This is a genomic window from Cupriavidus sp. 01T418 (genome assembly GCF_056398885.1).
Map to the genome: position 1 here is coordinate 57,741 of NZ_JBFTQG010000032.1, position 22,154 is coordinate 79,894.

At 66.4% G+C, this 22,154-nt stretch carries 25 protein-coding genes; 5 read left to right on the top strand and 20 right to left on the bottom strand.

Annotated elements, in window-relative coordinates:
• Positions 1 to 61: 61 nt before the first annotated feature.
• The 16 genes from AC1DQ3_RS25380 to AC1DQ3_RS25455 all read right to left on the bottom strand — a co-directional run bounded on the left by AC1DQ3_RS25380 (position 62) and on the right by AC1DQ3_RS25455 (position 14,280).
• The gene (locus AC1DQ3_RS25380; RefSeq protein WP_477122916.1) at positions 62 to 490 is read right to left on the bottom strand and encodes a terminase; all 429 of its coding nucleotides are present in this window, start codon (positions 488 to 490) and stop codon (positions 62 to 64) included.
• Positions 487 to 693, bottom strand: coding sequence for a LiaI-LiaF-like domain-containing protein (locus tag AC1DQ3_RS25385; RefSeq protein WP_477122917.1), 207 nt, complete (start codon positions 691 to 693; stop codon positions 487 to 489). Before AC1DQ3_RS25385 ends, AC1DQ3_RS25380 begins: the two co-directional genes overlap by 4 nt.
• A gap of 223 nt (positions 694 to 916) precedes the next feature.
• Positions 917 to 1,864 carry a CysB family HTH-type transcriptional regulator gene (locus AC1DQ3_RS25390; protein WP_477122918.1) on the bottom strand — a complete coding sequence of 316 codons (948 nt, stop codon included), beginning with the start codon at positions 1,862 to 1,864 and terminating at the stop codon, positions 917 to 919.
• On the bottom strand, positions 1,861 to 3,009 hold the full coding sequence (locus tag AC1DQ3_RS25395; RefSeq protein ID WP_477122919.1) for a sulfate/molybdate ABC transporter ATP-binding protein: 1,149 nt from the start codon (positions 3,007 to 3,009) through the stop codon (positions 1,861 to 1,863). Before AC1DQ3_RS25395 ends, AC1DQ3_RS25390 begins: the two co-directional genes overlap by 4 nt.
• Positions 3,006 to 3,953 (bottom strand): sulfate ABC transporter permease subunit CysW, encoded by a 948-nt coding sequence (cysW, locus tag AC1DQ3_RS25400; RefSeq protein WP_477122920.1) that lies wholly within the window; start codon positions 3,951 to 3,953, stop codon positions 3,006 to 3,008. Before cysW ends, AC1DQ3_RS25395 begins: the two co-directional genes overlap by 4 nt.
• Before the next feature lies 1 nt (position 3,954).
• Complete coding sequence (gene cysT, locus AC1DQ3_RS25405) at positions 3,955 to 4,899, bottom strand: sulfate ABC transporter permease subunit CysT (RefSeq protein WP_477122921.1); 945 nt, start codon at positions 4,897 to 4,899, stop codon at positions 3,955 to 3,957.
• Positions 4,900 to 5,091: 192 nt separating this feature from the next.
• Positions 5,092 to 5,799: an RBBP9/YdeN family alpha/beta hydrolase gene (locus AC1DQ3_RS25410; protein ID WP_477122922.1), complete on the bottom strand. Its 708-nt coding sequence runs from the start codon at positions 5,797 to 5,799 to the stop codon at positions 5,092 to 5,094.
• 128 nt (positions 5,800 to 5,927) lie between these two features.
• On the bottom strand, positions 5,928 to 6,743 hold the full coding sequence (locus AC1DQ3_RS25415; RefSeq protein ID WP_477122923.1) for an EAL domain-containing protein: 816 nt from the start codon (positions 6,741 to 6,743) through the stop codon (positions 5,928 to 5,930).
• 41 nt (positions 6,744 to 6,784) lie between these two features.
• A complete protein-coding gene (locus tag AC1DQ3_RS25420) occupies positions 6,785 to 7,000 on the bottom strand; it encodes a TOBE domain-containing protein (protein WP_477122924.1) in 216 nt (71 codons plus the stop codon).
• A 253-nt stretch (positions 7,001 to 7,253) separates the two neighbouring features.
• Complete coding sequence (locus tag AC1DQ3_RS25425; protein WP_477122925.1) at positions 7,254 to 8,126, bottom strand: ATP-binding cassette domain-containing protein; 873 nt, start codon at positions 8,124 to 8,126, stop codon at positions 7,254 to 7,256.
• Positions 8,127 to 8,150: 24 nt separating this feature from the next.
• A complete protein-coding gene (gene ssuC, locus AC1DQ3_RS25430) occupies positions 8,151 to 8,960 on the bottom strand; it encodes an aliphatic sulfonate ABC transporter permease SsuC (RefSeq protein ID WP_477122926.1) in 810 nt (269 codons plus the stop codon).
• 11 nt (positions 8,961 to 8,971) lie between these two features.
• Positions 8,972 to 10,135 (bottom strand): FMNH2-dependent alkanesulfonate monooxygenase, encoded by a 1,164-nt coding sequence (gene ssuD / locus AC1DQ3_RS25435; RefSeq protein ID WP_477122927.1) that lies wholly within the window; start codon positions 10,133 to 10,135, stop codon positions 8,972 to 8,974.
• A gap of 70 nt (positions 10,136 to 10,205) precedes the next feature.
• Positions 10,206 to 11,228, bottom strand: a complete 1,023-nt coding sequence (locus AC1DQ3_RS25440) for a sulfonate ABC transporter substrate-binding protein (RefSeq protein ID WP_477122928.1) — start codon at positions 11,226 to 11,228, stop codon at positions 10,206 to 10,208.
• A 148-nt stretch (positions 11,229 to 11,376) separates the two neighbouring features.
• Entirely contained in the window at positions 11,377 to 11,991 is a 615-nt protein-coding gene (ssuE, locus tag AC1DQ3_RS25445; protein WP_477122929.1) for an NADPH-dependent FMN reductase, read from the bottom strand.
• Positions 11,992 to 12,053: 62 nt separating this feature from the next.
• On the bottom strand, positions 12,054 to 13,061 hold the full coding sequence (locus tag AC1DQ3_RS25450) for a sulfate ABC transporter substrate-binding protein (RefSeq protein WP_477122930.1): 1,008 nt from the start codon (positions 13,059 to 13,061) through the stop codon (positions 12,054 to 12,056).
• A 244-nt stretch (positions 13,062 to 13,305) separates the two neighbouring features.
• Positions 13,306 to 14,280 carry a LysR family transcriptional regulator gene (locus tag AC1DQ3_RS25455; RefSeq protein WP_477122931.1) on the bottom strand — a complete coding sequence of 325 codons (975 nt, stop codon included), beginning with the start codon at positions 14,278 to 14,280 and terminating at the stop codon, positions 13,306 to 13,308.
• Between the two features lie 196 nt (positions 14,281 to 14,476).
• Here AC1DQ3_RS25455 and AC1DQ3_RS25460 point away from each other — a divergent pair, with 196 nt between their 5' ends.
• The 5 genes from AC1DQ3_RS25460 to AC1DQ3_RS25480 all read left to right on the top strand — a co-directional run bounded on the left by AC1DQ3_RS25460 (position 14,477) and on the right by AC1DQ3_RS25480 (position 19,130).
• On the top strand, positions 14,477 to 15,451 hold the full coding sequence (locus AC1DQ3_RS25460) for a Bug family tripartite tricarboxylate transporter substrate binding protein (RefSeq protein WP_477122932.1): 975 nt from the start codon (positions 14,477 to 14,479) through the stop codon (positions 15,449 to 15,451).
• Positions 15,452 to 15,591: 140 nt separating this feature from the next.
• The gene (locus AC1DQ3_RS25465) at positions 15,592 to 16,818 is read left to right on the top strand and encodes a CaiB/BaiF CoA transferase family protein (protein ID WP_477122933.1); all 1,227 of its coding nucleotides are present in this window, start codon (positions 15,592 to 15,594) and stop codon (positions 16,816 to 16,818) included.
• Positions 16,819 to 16,832: 14 nt separating this feature from the next.
• Complete coding sequence (locus AC1DQ3_RS25470) at positions 16,833 to 17,603, top strand: enoyl-CoA hydratase/isomerase family protein (RefSeq protein WP_477122934.1); 771 nt, start codon at positions 16,833 to 16,835, stop codon at positions 17,601 to 17,603.
• A gap of 42 nt (positions 17,604 to 17,645) precedes the next feature.
• Positions 17,646 to 18,620, top strand: coding sequence for a Bug family tripartite tricarboxylate transporter substrate binding protein (locus AC1DQ3_RS25475; protein WP_477122944.1), 975 nt, complete (start codon positions 17,646 to 17,648; stop codon positions 18,618 to 18,620).
• Between the two features lie 3 nt (positions 18,621 to 18,623).
• The gene (locus AC1DQ3_RS25480) at positions 18,624 to 19,130 is read left to right on the top strand and encodes a MaoC family dehydratase (protein WP_477122935.1); all 507 of its coding nucleotides are present in this window, start codon (positions 18,624 to 18,626) and stop codon (positions 19,128 to 19,130) included.
• An 86-nt stretch (positions 19,131 to 19,216) separates the two neighbouring features.
• Here AC1DQ3_RS25480 and AC1DQ3_RS25485 read toward each other — a convergent pair whose 3' ends face one another.
• From AC1DQ3_RS25485 to AC1DQ3_RS25500, 4 genes are all read right to left on the bottom strand, one after another.
• Positions 19,217 to 19,852, bottom strand: coding sequence for a glutathione S-transferase family protein (locus AC1DQ3_RS25485; protein WP_477122936.1), 636 nt, complete (start codon positions 19,850 to 19,852; stop codon positions 19,217 to 19,219).
• A gap of 45 nt (positions 19,853 to 19,897) precedes the next feature.
• Positions 19,898 to 20,527, bottom strand: a complete 630-nt coding sequence (locus tag AC1DQ3_RS25490) for a glutathione S-transferase family protein (protein WP_477122937.1) — start codon at positions 20,525 to 20,527, stop codon at positions 19,898 to 19,900.
• Between the two features lie 104 nt (positions 20,528 to 20,631).
• Entirely contained in the window at positions 20,632 to 20,937 is a 306-nt protein-coding gene (locus AC1DQ3_RS25495; protein ID WP_477122938.1) for a GYD domain-containing protein, read from the bottom strand.
• A gap of 275 nt (positions 20,938 to 21,212) precedes the next feature.
• Positions 21,213 to 22,154, bottom strand: a 942-nt coding sequence (locus AC1DQ3_RS25500; protein ID WP_477122939.1) for an HAD-IC family P-type ATPase, incomplete at its 5' end; no start/stop codon positions are given.

The following is a 22,154-nucleotide window of genomic DNA, read 5'->3' on the forward strand; positions in this document are numbered from 1 at the left end:
GCGACCGCGAGACAAGTCGGGTATGACTGACTGCTATTGTTATCGTTATTGTAGTGGCCGCTCATAGCCTCTGGCCCCCACTGCCCGGCCCGCGTGTACGCTGGACCACTTTGCAGCCGGCATCATCGTCACCGGCCGTGCGGCCATGCAACGCCGCCCACCAGTGTCCCGACAAGACAAAGCGCGGAAACGTGATCCACTGCTCGGCCAGGATACGCAGCGCGATATCGAGCGGCCCGGCGAACGGCTCCGGCCTGACCGCCTCAAGCCGATGGCCGCGGCCTTGCAGCATCATCGACAGGGCCATGCACAGCACGCCAAGCCCCACCGCCGGCACCGAGAGCGCCAGCACGCCATAAACGAACAGCACATTGCCGGCCATGAACATCGGCACCGCGACAATGTGCAGCAACAGGCTGCGCGGGTGCTTGTGATTGCGCGCGTAGCCGCGCCATTGCCAGCGCAGCAGCCCCTCCGGGCGGGCGCTCATTGCTCCGGCCCGCGCCGGTCGATACGGCGCCAGGCAAAGCGGCGTACCAGCAGGATCGCCCCTACGGCGATCAACAGCACCGGCCAGCCTTCGCGGATGAGATAGGCGGGCAGGATGCCGCTGTTTTGCGCCAGGAATGCCGCGCCTAGCGCAATCAGAATGATCGGGACAATCAGCCCCTTGCCGCCACGGCCTCGTTTCATCGCGCTCTCCTCTCGCGGGACTCGCGCACCGTCGATAGTGCGGTGCATCAATTCCATATGACGTCCCATATGACGTCGTTCGTACGTATTCTGACACGAACCGTAGTGACTTTACGCCGACAAGGCTCGCGACGAAAGTGGCGTGCGACGAATGGAGAGTGGACGGCGTGAAAGGCGAGGATGCGGCGCCACCGGCACCGCACGCCCCAGGTCCCCCTGGTCTTCAGGCCGCCACCAACTGCCCGCCCGTGGTCTCGGACATCGCGCTGGCAAGCGTGTCGCGCGACAGGTGCGGCGCGAACATATTGATAAAGGCATGCGCATAGCCGCGCAGGTAGGCGCCCCGCCGCACTGCCACGCTGGTGGTGTTGGGCTCGAACAGGTGGTCGGCCGCAATCCGCACCAGCCCGGCGTCCTTGCGTTCGTCGTAGGCCATCGAGGCGATGATGCCCACGCCCAGGTCCAGCTCCGCGTAGGTCTTGATCACATCCGCGTCCATGGCGGTGAGCACGATTTCCGGCTGCAGGCCGGCGGCGGCAAAAGCGCCGTCGATCTTGCGGCGTCCGGTGAAACCGGCGTCATAGGTGATGACGGGGAAGCCGGCGATATCTTCCAGCGCCGGCTCCGGCAGGCGCGTCAGCGGGTGCTCCGGCGAGACCACCAGCACGTGCCGCCAGGTGTAGGCCTCGAAGGAAGTCAGGCCGGCCTCGCTGGCGACCGCCTCGGTAGCGATGCCGATATCGGCCTGGCCGGTCAGCAGCAGTTCGACGATATGCGCTGGCGAGGCTTCCTGCAACGCCAGCGTCACATGCGGATAGGCGCGGCGGAAGCTCTGCACCACCTTGGGCAAGGCATAGCGGGCCTGGGTGTGGGTGGTGGCCACGGTCAGGCGGCCGGTATGCCGGCCCGCGAACGCGTCGCCGGCCTGGCGCAGGTTCTCGGCTTCGAGCAACAGGCGCTCGACGATGCGCACGATCTCGCGGCCGGGTTCGGTCAGGCCGGTCAGGCGCTTGCCGTAGCGCTCGAAGATCTCGACGCCGAGMTCTTCCTCCAGCTCGCGGATCTGGCGCGATACGCCGGGCTGCGAGGTGTAGAGGGCATGGGCGACCTCGGTCAGGTTGAACTCGCGGCGCACCGCCTCGCGAATCGAACGCAGTTGCTGGAAATTCATGATGCGGCTCCCGCCGGGGCAGCATGGGCCCTGGCTTGTGATTGTCTTTGTACGGACGTGGGTACCGCAGAGTGCGGCTGGACGAAGACGCGCAACTGGCGCGGGCGCACGGCGAGCAACTCGCCTTCGCGGAAACCCTGGTGGCGGAAGCGTTCGAGCGGCAGCGCCACCTCGATCACCTCCTGGGTGTCTTCGCGTTCGAGTTCGAGCTGGGCCACGGGACCCAGCGTGAGCGCGCGGCGCAGCGTCACGGCGATGCCGTCGGCGCCGGGTGCATAGCGCTCCAGATCGAGATCGTGCGGGCGGACGTAGGCCACGGCATCGCCGGCGGTCTCGTGGCCGTTGCCGATTACCGGCAGGATCGAAGCGCCGGTGTGCAGCAAGCCGCCCCGCTCGCCGACTTCCAGCCGGCCGTGGAACAGATTGACGTTGCCGAGGAAGCCGTACACGAATGGCGTGGCCGGATGGTTGTAAACCGCCTCCGGCGTGCCCGCCTGCTCCACATGGCCGCGATTCATCAGCACCACCTGGTCAGCCACTTCGAGCGCTTCTTCCTGGTCGTGGGTGACTAGCACGCTGGTCACGCGCAGTTCGTCATGCAGGCGCCGCAGCCAGCGGCGCAGTTCCTTGCGCACCTTGGCATCGAGCGCGCCGAAGGGTTCGTCGAGCAGCAGCACGCGCGGCTCCACCGCCAGCGCGCGCGCCAGCGCGATACGCTGGCGCTGCCCGCCGGACAACTGCGGCGGATAGCGGTCGGCCAGCCAGTCGAGCTGCACCAGTTCCAGCAGCGAGCGCACCTTCTCGCGGATCTGCGCTTCGCCGGGGCGCCCGGCGCGCGGCTTGACGCGCAGGCCGAAGGCCACGTTCTCGAATACGGTCATATGCTTGAACAGCGCGTAGTGCTGGAATACGAAACCGACCTGGCGCTGGCGCACATGCTGGTGCGACGCGTCGCGCCCTTCCAGCAGGATCTGGCCATCGTCCGCCCGCTCAAGACCCGCGATGATGCGCAGCAAGGTGGTCTTGCCGCAGCCGGACGGCCCCAGCAGCGCCGTGAGCTGGCCTTCGTCGAAATCGAGCGTGACATCGTCGAGCGCGACGAAATTGCCAAAGCGCTTCTGCACATTCTTGACCTGGATGCTCATGATGCCTGTCCTGACAATTTGCCAGCAATCGGGTTCTCTGCCGCAACGTTCTCGTCTTCCCAGTGCTCGCCGCGCGTCCGGTATTCCACCAGCGTCTTGATTCCGAGCGTCACCAGGGCCAGCAACGTCAGCAGCGATGCCACCGCGAAGGCTGCCGCGAAGTTGTACTCGTTGTAGAGAATCTCCACGTGCAGCGGCATGGTGTTGGTGAGCCCGCGGATATGGCCCGATACCACCGAGACCGCGCCGAACTCGCCCATGGCCCGCGCATTGCACAAGATCACGCCATACAGCAGGCCCCAGCGGATATTGGGCAGCGTGATGCGGCGGAAGGTCTGCCAGCCCGAAGCGCCCAGCACGATGGCGGCCTCTTCTTCCTCGCTGCCCTGCGCCTGCATCAGCGGAATGAGTTCGCGCGCGACAAAGGGAAAAGTGACGAAGATGGTGGCCAGCACGATGCCCGGCACCGCGAACATGATCTTGATGTCGTGCGCCTCCAGCCACGGTCCCAGCCAGCCCTGCGCGCCGAACAGCAGCACATAGACCAGGCCGGAGATCACCGGCGACACCGAGAACGGCAGGTCGATCAGCGTGATCAGCAGGTTCTTGCCGCGGAAATCGAACTTGGCGATGGCCCACGCCGCCGCCACGCCAAACACCATGTTGAGCGGCACCGCGATGGCGGCCACCAGCAGCGTGAGCTGGATCGCGGCCACGGCATCGGGCTCGACCAGCGACGCGAACCAGATTTGCACGCCCTTGCGCAGCGCTTCATAGAACACCGAAGCCAGCGGGATGAACAGGAACAGCGCGAGGAATAGCACCGCCACGGAAATCACCGTGTACCGCACCCACGGCGCCTCGCCCGTGGCATCCCGAAAACGCGCGGCGGGGGCAGTTTGTCCACCCGGGCCGCCCAGGCCCTTGGTTACGATGCCAGCCAATTCAGCTCTCCTTGTCCGGCGTCACCGAGACGCGCACGGCCTGTTGGTGGCGGCGCGTCCAGGCTTGCAACAGGTTGATCAGCAGCAACAGGGCAAAGGAGATCACCAGCATCACCACTGCCACCGCGGTGGCACCCGCGTAGTCGTATTGCTCCAGTTTGGAATAGATCATCAGCGGCGCGATCTCGGAGACCATCGGCATGTTGCCGGAGATAAACACCACCGAGCCGTACTCGCCGGTGCCCCGCGCGAAGGACAGCGCGAATCCGGTCAACAGCGCCGGCAGGATGGTCGGCAGGATCACGCGGATAAACGTCTGCAGGCGCGTGGCGCCGAGGCTGGCAGCCGCCTCCTCCAGTTCCTGTTCCGCATCTTCCAGCACCGGCTGCACCGTGCGCACCACGAAGGGCAGGCCGATAAACGTCAGCGCCACCACCACGCCGAGCGGGGTGAACGCCACCTTGACGCCGAGGGGTTCCAGGTAGCGGCCAAGCCAGCCATTACCGGCGTACAGCGCGGTCAGTGCGATGCCGGCCACCGCGGTAGGCAACGCGAACGGCAGGTCCACCAGGGCATCGACCAGGCGCTTGCCGGGAAAGCGGTAGCGCACCAGCACCCAGGCCACCACCAGTCCAAACACCGTATTCACGATGGCGGCGATCAGCGAGGCGCCAAAGCTGAGTTGCAGGGAAGCAACCACCCGGGGCGCGCTGATCGCGCTCCAGAAGGCCTCCCAGCTCATCGTAAAGGTCTTGAGGAAGGTAGCCGACAGCGGGATCAGGACGATCAGTGTCAGGTAGAACAGCGTGAAGCCCAGCGAGAGGCCAAAGCCGGGAAGCACCGTAAAGCGCTGCTGGCTCGGCCCGGCTGGCACGCCCTTGCGCGCCAGCGGGGCATCCGGCCTCGCCGGGGGCGGATTGTCCGCCAGGGAAATCGAAGGGGGCATGCTGTCTCGCCTGTGCCGTCAGTGTCGCAAACGCCCCCGGAGCAGGATCTCGGCAAAAGGCTCGGGCCGGAAATCCGGGAAGCAGAGGCGGCTTCTTTATGACGCCGGTGCATAACACACCAGCCTACGAGACAGATTCTGCAGATCCGGCCTTATAAACAGAACGAATCTTTACGTATGTTCTTAGGCGTTTTAGATATAAGGGAACGTGGACGACACTTCCACGCCCGCTTCCCAAGGCTCGGCGCGGTCGCCGGACGGCCCGGCGCTGCCGTCGGCTTCGATCCGCTGTATCAAGGTATCGAGCAAGGCCAGCCCTTCGGGCCACTGGTTCAGGCCGGAATCGGCATTGATATGGCCTACCATGCCCGCGTCGTACAGTTCGCTGCCCCACAGCGTGCCCCAGCTGAAGGCGGTGCGCTGCTGCATCCAGGGATCGTTGCGGCTGGCGACCACGATGGTGGGAAACGGCAGCCGGCGCGCCGGCAACAGCGCGGCCACGCCGAACTTGTCCGGGTCGGCCGGCGCCACCAGCAGAGCGCCTGCGATGCCATCGGCGTCCAGCGCTGCCTGGCGCAAGGTGACCAGGCAGCCGAAGCTGTGCGCCACCAGGATGGCCCCGTGCGGGGCCACGCGCTGTGCCCGCATCACGCTTTCGGAAACGCGCTCGGCCCACAGCGACAGGCTGGGGCGCGACCAGTCGTGCTGCTCCACGCGCTGCCAGTCCGGAAAGCGCTGTTCCCAGCGGCTCTGCCAGTGTTCCGGACCGCTGCCATGCAAGCCCGGCACCGTCAGGATCTGCAAGCCCCTGGGCACCTTCAGCCGCACGTCGGCGGCGCGCCCGCCCGCACCCGCCTGCCCGCGCTGGTCAGGCGCGGGGGGCTTCTTCGTCTGCGTCATATCGGTTCCTTGCTGAACACCATCGGGACGCAGCCGGATCCGCTCCGGGCCGCCCCGCCCTCGAATTCGTCATTACGTGCATTACCCGCATCACCTGCATCACCTGCATCCGCGCCGCCAGGCCCCGCCTACATCACGTGCAGGTTGCGCGCGCTCACGGCCGCGCCGCTGAAGCTGCCCTGTCCCAGTGCGATGCCGGCCGCCTGCAGGCGCTCGGCGTTCTCGGCGTTCTCAAGCCGGCGCCCGATCAGCACGACACCGGCGCTTTCCGCGCTGGCCTGCAAGCCGGCAAGCTGGCGGTCGGTCCACTTGCGGCGCATGTCCAGCTTGAGCCAGTCGGGCAAGGCGTGCGCCATCAGCGCGCCCGCCTCCGCCGGGTCGGATGCCTGCAGACTGACGGCAAAGCCGTTGCGGCGGTAGTTGCCCACCACATGCAGCAGCAGCGGCAGATCGTCGTTGGCGCTGGCCGGTACCTGGATCACGAAACGTTCGAGCGGCAACCCCAGCGATTGCAGCGCGCGCCGAAACGCCGAGCCATGATCGTCGGCCACCGCCGCCAGCAGCCGGTTATGCACATTGAGCACCAGCTTGCGGTCGCCGCCATCGGCGGCGAAAAAATTGATGGCATGCACCAGCCGCGAGAGCCGGTCCAGCGACACCAGCGCGGCATCGTCCGCCGCCATTGCGAACAGCTTCCATGCGGCCAGGCCCACGCCGTCGCCGGCATAGGTGCGCAGCGTGCCTTCGTGGGCCACCACGTCGCGGCTGGACAAAGTGATGAGCGGCTCGAAGGCGCTGGTCAGCGAACAGTTGTAGAACTGGCCCTGCACCTGTCCATGCTCGTCGCGCCACAGTTGACGATCGCGCTCGGGCCGGCGTGGCAGCCCTTCGAGGTAGCGGGTGAGTGCCGTCAGTCCCGCGCCTGTTTCGTTCGCGCTTGCCATTGCCATTTCCTTTGCGTTGCGCTTGCGCCTCGGGCGAGGCTTCAAAGCTTGGCCAGGGAGACTTCGGTGGCTTTTACCAGGGCAACGACTTCGCTGCCGAGGGCAAGACCGAGGTCCTTGACCGAGCGGGTGGTGATGACCGAGGTGACGATGCCGGCCGGCGTCTCGACGTCGACTTCCGAGACTACCGGGCCTTCGATGATGGCGGCAACCTTGCCGCGGAACTGGTTACGTACGTTGATCGCCTGAATGCTCATGATAGAAGTTCCTTTGGCTGAGTGAAAACGAAGAATGCGTAAAACTTTGCTTCAGTGCTTGCGCAGTGAACCGGGATGAGTGACGTTGCGCGCTCACCCTTGCCGCCGTTGTGCTGCCCCTGGTTCGCGGGTTGCGCCGGCTGCGCTCAAACGCGCCGGCACGACCTTTGTTTCATACTTGTTTGCTGCCTTGTCCTGCGGCTTGTCTGCCGCGTAATGCGCTACCCTGCATGCAGTAGCTCACTCGCTCGCGCTAGATCGCCCAGCGTACCGAATCAGCCGTACGTGCAATGGACCCGTCCACGGGCGCCAGTGCCTGGCCGTACCCGTCGTTGCCGTGCGCCGCGGCACCATCGCGTTGCATGACCCGGCGCAGCACCGCATCCTCCAGTTGCGCGAAGGCGGCCGAGCCACGCTGGCGTGGCCGTGGCAGCGCCACGCGCTGGTCCAGTGCGATGCGCCCGTCTTCGATCAGCACCACGCGGTCGGCCAGCGCCACCGCCTCCGAGACATCGTGCGTGACCAGCAGCGCCGTAAAGCCCAGCCGCTGCCACAGGGCTTCGATCAGTCCCTGCATCTCGATGCGCGTCAGCGCATCGAGTGCGCCCAGCGGTTCGTCCAGCAGCAACAGCCGCGGGTGATGCACCAGCGCGCGCGCCAATGCCACGCGCTGGCGCTGCCCGCCCGACAGGCGCGCCGGCCATTCGCCCGCGCGCTCGGCCAGGCCGACCTGTCCCAGCACACGGGCCGCATCGGCCAGCCGTGACCGGGGCAGGCCCAGCGCCACGTTGTCCAGCACCTTCTTCCACTGCAGCAGGCGCGCGTCCTGGAACATCACGCGGACCGCCTCGCGGTGCTTGCGGCCCGGCGCGTCGTCCAGCGTCACCGCGCCGCCGTCGCTGTCTTCCAGGCCGGCTACCAGCCGCAGCAAGGTGCTCTTGCCGCAGCCGCTGCGGCCCACGATGGCGAGGAACTCGCCGGGCGCGGCCTGCAAGTCGATGCCGTGCAGCACCTCGCGTCCGCCGTAGCGCTTCACTACCTGTTGCACACGCAGCGCCAGTCCGTTGCCGGCACCGCTGGCCGGTATCTCTGCCAGCGCGGCCTGTTCGATCGGGTTGCTTTGCATTCATGTTCTCCTTGGGACGCAGGCTCAGTGGGCCTGGTAGCCGGGATGCCAGCGCAGCCAGAAGCGCTCCAGTCCGCGCGACAGCAGATCGGCCAGCTTGCCCAGCAGCGCGTAGAGCAAGATGCCCACCAGCACCACGTCGGTCTGCAGGAACTCGCGCGCGTTCATGGTCATGTAGCCGATGCCCGACTGCGCCGAGATGGTCTCGGCCACGATCAGGATCACCCACATCAGGCCGAGCGAGAAACGCACGCCGACCAGGATGTTGGGCAACGCGCCCGGCAGGATCACCTCGCGGTACAGGCGCGAGCCCGACAGGCCGTAGCTCTTCGCCATCTCGATCAGGCCCGGATCGACCGAGCGGATGCCGTGGTAGGTGTTCAGGTAGATCGGGAAGAACACACCCAGCGCAACCAGGAACAGCTTGGCGGTCTCGTCGATGCCGAACCACAGGATGACCAGCGGGATCAGCGCCAGCGTGGGAATGTTGCGCACCATTTGCAGGGTGCTGTCGAGCAGCGTCGCGGCCGGACGGAAGGTGCCGGTAAGCAGGCCCAGCAGCAGCCCGAAGCCGCCGCCGATGGTGAAGCCGAGCACGGCGCGCCAGCTGCTGACCCACACATGGCGCCACAACTCGCCCGTGATGGCCAGGCCCCAGGCGGCCTTCACCACATCGAAGGGCGCGGGCAGGATGYGATTCGACAACCAACCGAACTGCGAAGCCAGTTGCCACACCACCACCAGCAGCACCGGCACCGCCCAGGGGGCGGCGGAGCCGAGTGCCTTGTTCAGCCAGCCGGCGCGGCGCGGCGCAGGAGTCAGCGGAGCGGACATGGTGGTCTCCTTCAGCGCTGTGCCGCGCGCGGCACGATACCGGTCGCCATGACTTCACCGAAAGGCCCCGACAAGACCTTGCCCGGCAGCTTGTCGCGCACGGAACGCGGCAGCAGCGGGAACACCAGTTCGGCGAAGCGGTAGGCTTCCTCCAGATGCGGGTAGCCGGACAGCACGAAGGTTTCGATGCCCAGTTCCGCGTACTCCTGCAGGCGCGCCGCCACGGTTTGCGGATCGCCCACCAGCGCGGTGCCCGCGCCGCCCCGGACCAGGCCCACGCCGGCCCACAGGTTGGGGCTGATTTCCAACTCCGCGCGGCTGCGCTTGCCACCGCCGGCATGCAGCGCGGCCATGCGGCGCTGGCCTTCGGAATCCATCTTGGCGAAAACTGCCTGCGCGCGCGCCACGGTATCGTCGTCGAGCTTGCTGATCAGCTTGCCGGCGACTGCCCAGGCTTCGTCATCGGTCTCGCGCACGATCACATGCAGACGGATGCCGAACTTGACCGTGCGGCCATGGCGCGCCGCGCGCTGGCGCACATCGGCGAGCTTCTTCGCCACCTCGGCGGGTGGTTCGCCCCAGGTCAGATAGGTATCCACATGTTCACCGGCCAACGCATGCGCCGCCTCCGAGGAGCCGCCGAAATACACCGGCGGATGCGGCCGCTGCAGCGGCGGGAACACGATTTTGGCGCCCTTGACCTTGAGGTGCTTGCCTGCGTAGTCGATGGCGGCGCTTTCATGGCTGGCGGCCAGCACCTCGCGCCAGATGCGGATGAATTCAGCCGAGGCTTCGTAGCGCTGCGCATGGTCCAGGAACAGCCCGTCGCCTTCCAGTTCGGACGCATCGCCGCCGGTCACCAGGTTCACCAGCAAGCGCCCACCCGAGAGGCGGTCGAAGGTCGCCGCCATGCGCGCAGCCAGCGTGGGTGCCATCAGCCCGGGGCGCACGGCCACCAGGAAGCGCAGCCGGCGAGTGACCGCGGCGAGCGTGGAGGCCACCACCCAGGGATCCTCGCAGGAGCGGCCGGTGGGAATCAGCACGCCTTCGTAGCCGAGCGTATCGGCCGCGCTGGCGATCTGCTTCAGGTAATCGAGATTGACCTCGCGCGCCCCTTCCGAGGTGCCGAGATAGCGGCTGTCGCCGTGCGTGGGGATAAACCAGAAAACTTGCATGTGCGTGCCTCGTCAGCTTGTCTTGTTGATGTCGGCCGTTCGATATGACGGCCCTGTTCGCCCGCCTCGCTCAACGCTGTGCCTGCCACGCGGCGTCCGCCACCTTGACCGGCCTGGGGATCAGCTTGAGCGTGTAGAACGCATCCGCGATGCGCTGCTGCTCTGCCAGCACTGCCGGCGTCACCGGCCTGGCGCCGTAGGCGAAGCGCGATACCGCCAGTTCCACCACGGCGGGGTCCAACCCAAGCTGGGGAACCAGCACGGCAGTCGCTTCGCGCGGGCTCTGCTCCGCCCAACTGCCCAGCGTGGCCAGCTCATCCAGGATCGCCTTGACCACATCCGGCTTCGCTTGCGCATAGCCGCGCGAGGCAAGATAGAACTGGTGATTGCTGACCACCTCCTTGCCATCGGCCAGCACACGGGCGCTCAGTTGCTTTTCCGCGGCGGCCAGGAACGGATCCCAGATCACCCAGGCATCCACCGCGCCTCGCTCGAAGGCCGCGCGGGCATCGGCCGGCGCCAGGTAGACCGGCTGGATCTCGCTGTACCGCACCCCGGCCTTCTCCAACAGGCGCACCAGCAGGTAATGCACGTTCGAGCCCTTGTTCAGCGCCACGCGCTTGCCGCGCAGGTCCGCCACCGACTTCAGCGCGGAGCCCTTCGGCACCACGATGGCCTCGGCGCTCGGGGACGGCGGTTCGTTGCCGATATAGACCAGTTGCGCGCCAGCGGCCTGCGCGAAAATCGGCGGTGCCTCGCCTGCCGTGCCGAAATCGATCGCCCCCACGTTCAGGCCTTCAAGCAATTGCGGGCCGGCCGGAAACTCCGTCCACTTGACGGTGATGCCTTGCGGTGCGAGACGCTTCTCCAGCGTGCCGCGTGCCTTGAGCAAGGTCAGCGTGCCGTACTTCTGGTAGCCGATGCGCAGCAGCTTCGGGTTGACCTCCTCCGCCTGCGCGCGGCCTGGCAGCAAGGCGTAGGCCAGGCCCGTGGCCGCAACCAGCGCGGCCAGCAGCAGGCGGCGCGTGCCGCTGTCAGCCAGCGTTTTGTGATTGTCGGGCTTGTCGCGATGCGTGAAGACTGGCGAGTTCATGTCGATGTTCCTGGGCAAGGTTCAAACGTGGTCGTGCGAGCAGCGGCAGCGCGAGGCCGCAAGCCTCCCTGCCCGCCTGCGAACGGGCGTCATGGCAATGACGGATATGACTGGATTGGGAAGCGGCTGTCACGCCGCCCGCTTCCATTCAGGCGGAACATCGTTCGGCCGCCGCCTGCCGCTGTGTGGCGCGGGCGAGCGTGCCGGACAACACGTCGAGCGGCACCTCGATACGAGAATGGGCCAGCGCTTCGCGCAGGCGCAACACGCCCTCATCGAGCCGCGCCACCAGCGCGGGGTCCAGTGCCAGGCCCTGCGCACCGGAATATGCGATCTGCTGGTCCACGGCAAAAATGCCCGGCAGGATATGGCGCGAACCCAGTGCCGACAGCACGGGCCGCAGCGCGTAGTCGATGGCCAGCGTGTGCGCCAGGCTGCCGCCGGTGGCAATCGGCAGCACCACCTTGTCGCGCAGGCCGCTTTGCGGCAGCAGGTCAAGGAACGTCTTGAGCAGGCCGCTGTAGGCAGCCTTGTAGACCGGCGTGGCAAGAATGACCACCTTGGCCTCGGCCACAGCGCGGATGGCGGCTGCGATATCGGGATCGTCCACCCTGGCCGCCAGCAGCGCCGCGGGTGGAAGCTCGCGCAGCGCCAGATGGCTGGTACGCTCGCCGGCGCCTTCGAGCACGCTGCGCAGATGCGACAGCAGGTGCCCGGAGCGGGACGGGGCGGACGGACTGCCGGACAGGGTCAGGATGGACATCGGGCTTCCTTCTCTATGGAATGAACCGGCGGACGCGGTCGGCGCCGCGCCCATGCCGTTGATTACTTCTTGCCGGGCTGGTAGACCTGGTCGAACGAACCGCCATCGGCGAAATGCGCCTTCTGCGCTTTCTGCCAGCCGCCAAAGGCCTCGTCGATGGTGAACAGCTTGACCTTCGGGAAATTGGCCGCGTACTTGGCCGCGATCTTTTCCGAGATCGGACGGTAGTAATTCCTGGCCGCGATTTCCTGGCCCTCGTCGGTGTAGAGGAACTGCAGGTAGGCTTCAGCCACCTTGCGCGTGCCCTTCTTGTCCACCACCTTGTCCACCACCGCCACCGGCGGCTCGGCCAGGATCGAGACCGACGGCGCGACGATGTCGAACTTGTCCGGGCCCAGCTCCTTGATCGCCAGGATGGCTTCGTTCTCCCAGGCAATCAGCACGTCGCCCAGGCCGCGCTCGACAAAGGTCGTGGTAGCGCCACGGGCGCCGGAGTCCAGCACCGGCACGTTCTTCAGCAACTGGCCGACGAACTCCCTGGCCTTCTGCTCGTTGCCGCCCGGCTGGCGCAGTGCATAGCCCCAGGCTGCCAGGTAGTTCCAGCGCGCGCCGCCCGAGGTCTTCGGGTTGGGCGTGATCACCTGCACACCCGGCTTGACCAGGTCGTTCCAGTCCTTGATGCCCTTGGGGTTGCCCTTGCGCACCAGGAACACGATGGTCGAGGTATAAGGCGAAGCATTGTGCGGCAGGCGTTTCTGCCAGTCCGGCTTGAGCAAGCCCTTCTCGGCAATGGCATCGAGGTCATAGCCCAGCGCCAGTGTGACCACATCCGCGTCCAGCCCGTCGATCACCGAACGCGCCTGCTTGCCCGAGCCGCCGTGCGACTGGCGGATGGTCAAGGCATCGCCACCCTTGGCCTTCCACGCCTTGGCGAAGGCGGCATTCACGTCCACGTACAGCTCCCGCGTCGGGTCGTACGAAACGTTCAACAGATTGGTGTTGGCCCAGGCGGCCTGGGTGGAACCGATCGCGGCCAGTGCTGCGAATCCGATGGCCAGCTTGCGAATCATGTGTCTTGCTCCCGTCTTCTCGTCGTGAAATGGCGCCTTCGCGCCGCGTTTCATGGCCTTCCTTGTGTGGGCAGGCTGGTGTCAGGGAAGAAGACTACCGACGGGGCTATGTGAAAGGAACGAATGGTTTCGCCGATCCTTGGACGTTTTCCGCATAAGATCTGGCGATCTGGCGTAGAGATGTGCATGCCGCAGGGGTGCAGTCGAAAGTGTCGGTCCTGCTTTCGGACGGCCAGGCGTCGGACTAAGCGCTCGCTGGCCGCCGCCCTCCTCCCACGCGGGCCGGCCACTGGCCATCGGCGATCAGCGAGCGAACCGTTTCCATGAGCAGGTCCAGCACGGCCGAGACCGCGCTCGACAGCGGCATGGTGGCGGACCGGCACAGATAGACGGGGCGCGACATGCCCGGATGGGTGATCCGCGCCGCGGACAGCAGGCCATCGTGCAATTCCGCGCAGACCGATGCGTAGGAGAGAATCGTGCAGCCCACCCCTGCCGCCGCGAGATTGATGAGTTGCGGAATGGCATTCACCTCCGCCAGCACCGTGAGCTCGACATCATGGGCGCGCAGATAGCCGTCGATCAACGTGCGCAGGCCATGCTCGCCCGCGGGCAGGATCATGGGGAAGCGGTGAAGGTCCCTGAACCGGACCGTCCTGGTCAGATCGGCTCCGCTCTTGCGGGCATCGGCGAACTGCCCCGGCGGCGCCAGCAGGATGAGGTCCTCGTCGACAACGTGCTCGAACAGCAGGCCGGAGCCGGCATCCGCCTGGAAGGTCAGGCCAATATCGACGCGCCCGCTCAGCAGATGATCGGGGATATACCCGGTGCTGAGCTCGACCACCTGCAACCGGACCTTCGGCCAGCGGCGGATGGCTTCCCGCACCAGCGGCACGGTCAGGATCTTCGCCATGGATTGCGGCAGGCCGATCGCGACCCTGCCTGCCGGATCGGTCACCAGGTCGCGCACGTCCTCCCAGGCGACGTCGAGCCGCTTGAGGATATCCCTGGCGTGGCCTTCGAACCTCAGCCCCGCGGCGGTCGGCGCGACGCCCTTGTGGCTGCGCATGAAGAGGGCCACGCCCAGATCTTCCTCGATGTGCTTGATCTGGAGACTCAGCGCCGGCTGCGCCAGATGCATGTTCTCCGCCGCTCGGGAAATCGATCCCGCCGACACGACCGCCAGGAAGCATCTGAGTCCACGTACATCGATCGACATAGGCCAGTCTCCGCATGCGACACCACGGCACCTGCCGGGCGGCGGCACAGTGGGAGCAAGATCCGGCAGGGTATATCACGAATATATACTCCGTATCAAAAATCTATCTTGGACATATAGCGTGTCCAAGCCCATAGTGAGCCCAGCTTCCGCGCAATGCACGCGGATGCCAAGACAGATAATCCACGGAGACTCAATGGGACTCAGCCGCCGTACATTCCTGACGGGCGCAGCCGCATCCATGCTCACCCGCCCGCTCCTTGCGGCGCAATGGCCGTCGCGACCGGTCAAGCTTGTCGTCCCGTTCGCAGCGGGCGGCCCCGGGGACTTCGTGGCACGCCTGATTGCCATCCCGCTGGGCAATCGGCTCGGCCAGCCCGTGGTGGTCGAGAACAAGCCCGGCGCCGGCGGCAATCTCGGCACGCAGTCTGTGCTCGACGCCAACGCCGACGGCTATACGCTGCTGCTGAACACGGTCGGCATGCACGCCGTCAATCCGCTGCTGTTCCCCGACTTGCGCTTCCGCCCGCAACGCGACCTGGTGGCCATCGGCGTGGTGGCGACGGTGCCGAACGTGCTGGTGGTGCATCCGGGCAAGCTGGGCGTCAACACCGTGGCGGACCTGGTGCGCATCGGCAGGCAGCGGCCGAACAATCTCACCTACGCCACCTTCGGCGCCGGCAGCTCGCCGCATATCTATGGCGCACTGCTGCAGAAGGAGGCGGGCTTCAGCGCGGTGGCCGTGCCCTACAAGGGCAGCGCGCCGGCAAGCACCGACGTCATGGCCGGGAATGTGGATTTCCTCTTCGACAGCATGACCACCGCCATCGGCCAGATACAGGGCGGCAAGCTCAAGGCGCTGGCGATCACCGCCGCTGCGCGCTCTCCCCTGCTGCCGGATGTGCCGACGCTGCAGGAAGCCGGCTATCCGGCGCTGGACCTGAAGTTCTGGCTGTCCCTGCAGGCCTCCGCGAAAACGCCGCCCGCCATTGTCGAGACGCTGCGCCAGGCCGTGGCGCAAAGCGCGAGCGACCCGGGCTACGGCAGTGCGCTGATTGCACGCGGGGCGGAGCCTTTTCATATGGCGCCCGCCGCATTGCAGGCCTATGTGAATCGCGACGCAGCGCGATGGACGGCCCTGGCCCGTTCCATCGACATCAAGCCCGAGTAGCCGCCCGGCTTCCCATTGCGACAACACGACGCCGGACTTGCGCCCGCAAGCCTGGGCGGAGTCCGCCGTCGACCTCGCTGTCGACCTCGCTGTCGACCTCGCTGTCGACCTCGCTGTCCACCTGTTTTGGAGACACATTCATGATCGCATTGCAGGGCATTCGCGTCCTCGATTTGAGCAAGGTGCTGGCCGGCCCCTTGTGCGGGCAGTACCTGGGCGAACTGGGCGCCGAGGTCATCAAGGTCGAACCGCTCGGCAGCGGCGACGATACCCGCGCCTGGCTGCCGCAGGATCGCGGACAGTCCGCCACCTTCCTGGCCGTCAATCACAACAAGCGCAGCCTCGCCGTCGACCTCAAGACCAGCGAAGGCAGGCAGATCGTCCAGGCGCTGGCGGCCAAGGCGGACGTCGTACTGCAAGGCTTCGGCGGCGGCGCCGCTGCCAGGCTGGGCGTGGACTACGACACGCTGGCCGCGCTGAACCCGGCGTTGATCTACTGCGAGATTTCCGGCTACGGCCGCTCTGGGCCCCTGGGCCAGGAGCCCGGCTACGACGTCATGCTGCAGGCATTCAGCGGCATGATCAGCACCATGGGCCAGCCCGGCGGGCAGCATGCACGCGCCAGCTTCTCGCCGGTGGACCTTGGTACCGGCATGCATGCGTTCAGCGGCATCCTGGCCGCGCTGATCGAGCGGCAGAAGACCGGCCGCGGCATGCATCTGGAGGTGTCCTTGCTGGATACGGCCATGGGCTTCATGGGCTATCTCGCCCAGAACTACTGGCTCAGCGGCAAGGTGCCGCGGCCCATGGGCACCGCGCATCCGGCCATGGCGCCCTACCAGGTGTTCGACGCAGCCGACGGGCCGGTGATGATCGGCGTGGGCAACGACGCGCAGTGGCGCCGCTTCTGCCCGGTCGCCGGGCTGCAGGATGTGGTCGACGCGCCGCGCTTCGCCACCAACGCGGCTCGCGTCGCGCACTTCGCCGAGACGGTCGAGATGGTCCAGGCGCGCATCCGTACCCAGCCGGTTGCCTACTGGCTGGACGTGCTGCGCAAGGCGGGCGTGGCCTGCTCCCCGATTCACACGCTGGACCAGGCGCTGGCACACCCGCAAGTGGCCGAGCGCGCGCTGATCGCCGAATCCGAACATCCGGTGCTGGGCAAGGTGCGGAATATGGGCTTGCCCGTCCGCTTTCGCGGCGGCAGCCGGCAAGCGCACCGCGCGCCGCCTTTGCTGGGCCAGCACACGGACGAGATCCTGTTGCAGGCGGGCTATGCGCCCGAGTCCATCGAACATTTCAAGGCGCGCGGCGTGGTTGCCTGCGCCGAAACCAATGACATCCACGGCCTGTCCACGGCCGCATGATTACAGGAATAGCCATGCCGTCAGTCAAGTATGAAGTACGCGACCGGGTCGCCGAGATCTGCCTCGATAGCGCGCCCGTCAATGCCCTGGACGAGGCCATGATCGACGATCTGCTGCTTGCGCTGCGGCGCGCGGCCAAGGATGACTCGGTCAGGGCCGTCATACTGGGCAGCGCAGTGCCCCGGCGCTTCTGCGCCGGCCTGAGGCTGGATGCGCTGCATGGCGCGCCGCCGGCGCAGGTCCTCGGCCTGGTCGACAAGCTGTACAACGAACTGTGCGACGCGCAATTCCACCTGGGCAAGCCGTCCATTGCCGCCGTGAACGGCACCGCCCGCGGCGGCGGCATGACGCTGGCAATCTCCTGCGACATGATCGTCGCCGCCGACACGGCCACCTTCGGCTATCCGGAAATCGACGTCGGACTGACTCCCGCCATCCACTACACGCACCTGCCGCGCGTGATTGGCCGCCACCGCGCGTTCGACCTGCTTTTCACCGGCCGCGCATTCGACGCCGCCGAGGCCATGTCACTCGGACTGGTCGGCCGCGTGGTGCCCGAGCAGGACGTCATGCGCGAGGCCAGGGCGCTTGCCCGGACGCTGAGCGCGAAATCGCCCGTCGTCGTCAGGATGGGACGCAAGGCCTTCATGCACGCCAATGACAACGGCTACCGGCACGGCGTGGCCTCGGCAGTGGAGAGCTTCGGCAATGTGATGGCGACAGACGACGCGAGGGAAGGCATCGCCGCGTTCGTGGAGAAGCGCAAGCCATCCTGGCAAGCCTGATCGTCCCGATCTCAACGAAAGCGGAGTGAATGCATGCGATTCATGGAAACCCTGCGCCGGAGCGCCCCGATCTTCCTTGCCCTGCTCGCGGCCCAGCCGACTGGCGCCGGCGCGAACGAGGCATGGCCAACCCAGGCAGTACGGCTTGTGGTGCCATACGCCGCCGGCGGACCGACCGATGCCTTTGCGCGCGTGCTGGCCGAGCAATGGGGCAAACAGCTTGGCGAACCGATGATCGTGGAAAACCGCACGGGTGCCGGCACGGTGGTCGGCACCGATTACGTGGCGAAAGCCAGGCCGGATGGCTATGTGGTCCTGTTGACGACCGTGGCGCACGCGGTCAACGAGAGTATCGTGCCCCGCCTGCCCTACCGCACCACGCAGGACTTCGCCCCGGTCGGACTTGCGGCCAAGGCGCCCCTGGTGCTGCTGGTGAACAAGAACTTCCCGGCACGGAATCTCGCCGACTTCCTGGCGTACGTGAAAGCGCACCCGGGGCAGATCAACTATGGTTCGGCCGGCAGCGGCAGCGCGCCCCATGTTGCCACCGAGCTGCTGAACCTGAAGGCGGGGCTCAAGACCACGCACATCCCGTACCGCGGGACCGGGCCCGCCATGACCGACCTGATCGGCGGGCAGATCGGCTTCATGATCGACAGCGCACCGACGGGACTCGCGCAGGTGCGCGCGGGGACGGTGCGGCTCATTGCCACGTCGATGCAGGCGCGCCTTGCGCAGACGCCGGACGCGCCGGCCATCGCGGAGGCGGTACCGGGCTACGAGGCCTACACATGGAATGGCGCCTTCGTCCCCGCGGGCACGCCGGCGGCGGTGATCGCCACGCTCAATGGCGCGTTGCGCCGTGCGCTTGCCGACCCCGGCCTGAAGAAGCGCGCCTTCGAAATGGGCCTTGTGCTCGAATCCGATCCCACGCCGCAGTCGCTGGCCACGCATGTGCACAGCGAAATCGCCAAATGGCGGACCGTCGCGCAGGCGGCCAATATCAAGGAGCAGTGAAGCATGACCCGACCCGACGCCACCACCGCATTCGACCCCGGCCAGCACCGCATGTGCGCACAGCGGTATTTCGAGGATTTCACCGTCGGGGAGCGCTTCGTACTGCCTTCCCGCACCATGACCGACGCGCTGTTTGCCGCGTTCCAGCTCGCCAGCGGCGATAACCATCCCGTGCATTACGACGCGGAATACTGCCGGGCGCACGGCATGCCGCACATGCTTGCCCATGGCTTCCAGGTCGTGATCCAGACTGCTGCGGGCGCCGGACTCTTTCCGCATATGGTCGAGGAATCGCTGAAGGGCTTCATCGACCAGAGCAGCCGCTTCCTGCATCCCGTCTTTGTCGGCGATACCCTTTACAGCGCGCTGGAAGTCAGCGAACTCGCGCCGAACCGGAGCACCGGCGTGCTGACCATGCGTACAACGGTGCATAACCAGTCCGCGGTGCTCGTGCTGGAAGGCACGCAGCGCTACCTGTTGCGCAAGCGCCAGCTCCCCGCATCTCCATGACGGAAACCATCAATCAACACCGCACGGTATTGAGCCGATGGATCTGCGTGGAGCCCTCGTGCAGGCGGATCCGATGCCAGCCCGATTCAGGCCGCGTCGTCCAGCTTGACCGCAAAGCCGCGCTGCACGCCCGGGCGCGCGAACAAGGCCTCGTACCAGCGCCTGACGTTGGGAAAACGATCCAGCGAAACCTGGTGACGCTCATGGCGCCACGCCCAGCCCAGGATGGCGAAGTCCGCCACTGTCAGCTCGCCCGCGACATATTCCACCTCCGCGAGCCGCCGGTCCAGCACGCCATAGAGGCGGTTGGTTTCCTCCGAGTAGCGCTTGAGCCCATAGTGCCGGTCCGCCTCCGGCTCGACCGTGCGGAAGTGATGCACCTGTCCCGGCATGGGCCCGAAGCCCCCCATCTGCCACATCAGCCATTCCAGCACCGGGACCCGGTCGCGCAGGGACGCGGGCAGGAACTTGCCCGTCTTTTCCCCGAGGTAAAGCAGGATCGCGCCGGATTCGAACACGCTGATCGGCTGGCCATCCGGACCATCGGGATCGACGATGGCCGGAATCCGGTTGTTGGGGCTGATGCGCAGGAAGTCCGGCTGGTATTGCTCGCCCTTGTTGATATTCACCGTCTTGACGGTGTAGGGCAGCGCCATTTCCTCAAGCGCGACGCTGATCTTGCGTCCGTTCGGCGTGTTCCAGGTGTGCAGGATGACGGTCATGGGAAGTCGGAGGTGATGAGGGGATGCGCCTTGGGTTGCGGCGGGTCAGCTGAGCGGCACGCTAACGTATTGCCGGAAGCCGGCACGTTCGCCGACACGCCGGTACCAGCGATCCAGGTCCGGCGTTGCGGGGCGGTCGATCTGGTCGTCGAGGCCATACCAGCGCCGCGCGTAGGCGCCCAGCACGAGGTCGGCGAGCGTGAACCCGTCGCCTTCGAGAAAATCGCGGCCTTGCAGCTGCCTGTCGAGAATCTGCCACAAGCCCGCCGCGACGGCGACTTCGGCGCTCAGGCGTGCCACGTCGCGCTCGGCGGCGGGCGTGCGCACATAGCCCCAGAAGACCGGCCTTTCCGCCGGCTGCAAGGTCGAAAGCGTCCAGTCCAGCCAGCGATCCACGCTCGCGCGCACCTTCGGCTCGGCCGGATACAGCGTAGCGTCTTTCCCGTACTGCATGGCGAGGTAGCGCAGGATCGAATTCGACTCCCACAGCACGAAGTCGCCGTCGATGAGCGTCGGCACGCGCCCGTTCGGATTCATCGCCAGGTATTCGGGCTCGTTGTTGCCGCCGAACTGCATGCCCGCGTCGATCCGCCTGAACGGCAGGCCGAGTTCGTCGCAACACCACAGTACCTTCTGCACATTGACCGAGTTCGGCCGGCCCCAGATCGTCAGCATTCGATGCGTCCCCGGCGAAAACGCCGCATTTTGCGTAAAGACATCAAAGATACACCAAGGGACGAGCGCGGCTCCAGTCCCTTTGCCCTCGCCGGGGGGCGCCCTCACTCCGTCGGAAGATTCTGAACCAGGTGCTTGAAGCGGCCCCAGTCGACCGCCGGATACACCTCCGTCGTCCCATGGCCATAGGCGCGCACGAGGATGGAGACGCGCGTCGCGGCTTCGATATCCGGCGCGTCGAAAATGTCCAGGTAGTCGTAGGGGCCGAGCAGCGCATAGGAGCCGATCCACTTGACCTCCGGGCATGCCTTGGCGACCTGCTCCTCGACGTGCCGCTCCAGCGCCTCCAGCGATCTCGGCTGGCGCAGCGATTCCACGGAAATGCGCGTGATCATGATGAAGATTGACATATCGCCACCTATAGCTGTTGCAGGTTGCCCGGCCCGGCACCCCGAGCCGGAATGCCGGCGCCTCGCCTTGGACTAGACGCCGCAAGGCCGAAGCCGTCAGTGAGATAAGCGTACGGGGACAGTCATGGAGTCCAGTAGCGTCCGGGTCACGCCGCCCGGCACCACGACATAGGGGCACCCGTCGGCGGGGCTCACGATCGCGTCAGAATGCACTGTAGTCCTTGCGCCGTGCAGCACAAGCGCGGCTGGCGCGGGGAGGTCCCTGTTCACGCAGTTCAGTCGATCGAGAAGCGCTTGACCAGCCAGCCGCGCAGCGCATAGGTCAGGCAGCAATAGCCGAGGAGGATCGGCAGCAGGAACACCCAGAACAGGCGTGGCGCGGCCACCAGCCCCAATGGCGCTGCGAGTGGCGAGTATGGCAGCCAGATGCCGGTCACGCAGATCGCGAGCGTGGTGGCAATCAGCGCCGTGCTGCCGCGGCTTTGTACAAAGGGAATCCGTCGGGTGCGGATCACATGGACGATCAGGGTTTGCGACAGCAGCGATTCCAGGAACCAGCCGGTCTGGAACAGGTGCTGCTGCGCGGGCGTGCTGGCGCCCAGTACCCAATAGAGCGTCGCAAAGGTGATGTAGTCGAACACCGAACTGATCGGGCCGATGCACAGGATGTAGCGGCCGATCTTGCCGATCTCCCAGCGGCGCGGGCGGCTGATGGCTTCCTCGTCGACGTTGTCGGTCGGCAGCGCGGTCTGCGAGAAATCGTAGAGCAGATTGTTGGTCAGCACCTGGATCGGCGCCATCGGCAGGAACGGCAGCCAGGCACTCGCGCCAAGCACGCTGAACATATTGCCGAAGTTCGAACTCGCGCCCATGCGCAGGTACTTGAGCAGGTTGGCAAAGACCTTGCGGCCCTCGATCACGCCGTCGTGCAGCACCAGCAGGCTCTTTTCCAGCAGGATGATGCTGGCCGATTCCTTCGCGATATCGGTGCCGCTGTCCACCGAGATGCCCACGTCGGCCGCCTTGAGCGCGGGCCCGTCGTTGATGCCATCGCCCAGTACGCCCACCACCCGGCCGCGCGCCCGCAGGGCCTTGACGATGGCCGCCTTGTGCGCCGGTGCCAGTTTGGCGAAGAGCTGCGTGCGCTCGGCGAGTTCCCCCAGCGCTTGCGGCGAGAGCCCGTCGAGTTCCGCGCCCAGTACGGCCCGATCCACGAC

What these genes read in the sequence shown, in the direction of transcription:
- AC1DQ3_RS25480 (WP_477122935.1), top strand. Translation starts at nt 18,624, where the DNA reads ATGACCCGACCCGACGCCACCACCGCATTCGACCCCGGCCAGCACCGC.
- AC1DQ3_RS25380 (WP_477122916.1), bottom strand. Translation starts at nt 490, where the DNA reads ATGAGCGCCCGCCCGGAGGGGCTGCTGCGCTGGCAATGGCGCGGCTAC.
- AC1DQ3_RS25420 (WP_477122924.1), bottom strand. Translation starts at nt 7,000, where the DNA reads ATGAGCATTCAGGCGATCAACGTACGTAACCAGTTCCGCGGCAAGGTT.
- AC1DQ3_RS25455 (WP_477122931.1), bottom strand. Translation starts at nt 14,280, where the DNA reads ATGTCGATCGATGTACGTGGACTCAGATGCTTCCTGGCGGTCGTGTCG.
- AC1DQ3_RS25415 (WP_477122923.1), bottom strand. Translation starts at nt 6,743, where the DNA reads ATGGCAAGCGCGAACGAAACAGGCGCGGGACTGACGGCACTCACCCGC.
- AC1DQ3_RS25460 (WP_477122932.1), top strand. Translation starts at nt 14,477, where the DNA reads ATGGGACTCAGCCGCCGTACATTCCTGACGGGCGCAGCCGCATCCATG.
- AC1DQ3_RS25470 (WP_477122934.1), top strand. Translation starts at nt 16,833, where the DNA reads ATGCCGTCAGTCAAGTATGAAGTACGCGACCGGGTCGCCGAGATCTGC.
- AC1DQ3_RS25425 (WP_477122925.1), bottom strand. Translation starts at nt 8,126, where the DNA reads ATGCAAAGCAACCCGATCGAACAGGCCGCGCTGGCAGAGATACCGGCC.
- AC1DQ3_RS25440 (WP_477122928.1), bottom strand. Translation starts at nt 11,228, where the DNA reads ATGAACTCGCCAGTCTTCACGCATCGCGACAAGCCCGACAATCACAAA.
- AC1DQ3_RS25395 (WP_477122919.1), bottom strand. Translation starts at nt 3,009, where the DNA reads ATGAGCATCCAGGTCAAGAATGTGCAGAAGCGCTTTGGCAATTTCGTC.
- cysT (WP_477122921.1), bottom strand. Translation starts at nt 4,899, where the DNA reads ATGCCCCCTTCGATTTCCCTGGCGGACAATCCGCCCCCGGCGAGGCCG.
- AC1DQ3_RS25465 (WP_477122933.1), top strand. Translation starts at nt 15,592, where the DNA reads ATGATCGCATTGCAGGGCATTCGCGTCCTCGATTTGAGCAAGGTGCTG.
- AC1DQ3_RS25495 (WP_477122938.1), bottom strand. Translation starts at nt 20,937, where the DNA reads ATGTCAATCTTCATCATGATCACGCGCATTTCCGTGGAATCGCTGCGC.
- AC1DQ3_RS25475 (WP_477122944.1), top strand. Translation starts at nt 17,646, where the DNA reads ATGGAAACCCTGCGCCGGAGCGCCCCGATCTTCCTTGCCCTGCTCGCG.
- AC1DQ3_RS25385 (WP_477122917.1), bottom strand. Translation starts at nt 693, where the DNA reads ATGAAACGAGGCCGTGGCGGCAAGGGGCTGATTGTCCCGATCATTCTG.
- AC1DQ3_RS25410 (WP_477122922.1), bottom strand. Translation starts at nt 5,799, where the DNA reads ATGACGCAGACGAAGAAGCCCCCCGCGCCTGACCAGCGCGGGCAGGCG.
- AC1DQ3_RS25450 (WP_477122930.1), bottom strand. Translation starts at nt 13,061, where the DNA reads ATGATTCGCAAGCTGGCCATCGGATTCGCAGCACTGGCCGCGATCGGT.
- ssuE (WP_477122929.1), bottom strand. Translation starts at nt 11,991, where the DNA reads ATGTCCATCCTGACCCTGTCCGGCAGTCCGTCCGCCCCGTCCCGCTCC.
- ssuD (WP_477122927.1), bottom strand. Translation starts at nt 10,135, where the DNA reads ATGCAAGTTTTCTGGTTTATCCCCACGCACGGCGACAGCCGCTATCTC.
- AC1DQ3_RS25490 (WP_477122937.1), bottom strand. Translation starts at nt 20,527, where the DNA reads ATGCTGACGATCTGGGGCCGGCCGAACTCGGTCAATGTGCAGAAGGTA.
- AC1DQ3_RS25485 (WP_477122936.1), bottom strand. Translation starts at nt 19,852, where the DNA reads ATGACCGTCATCCTGCACACCTGGAACACGCCGAACGGACGCAAGATC.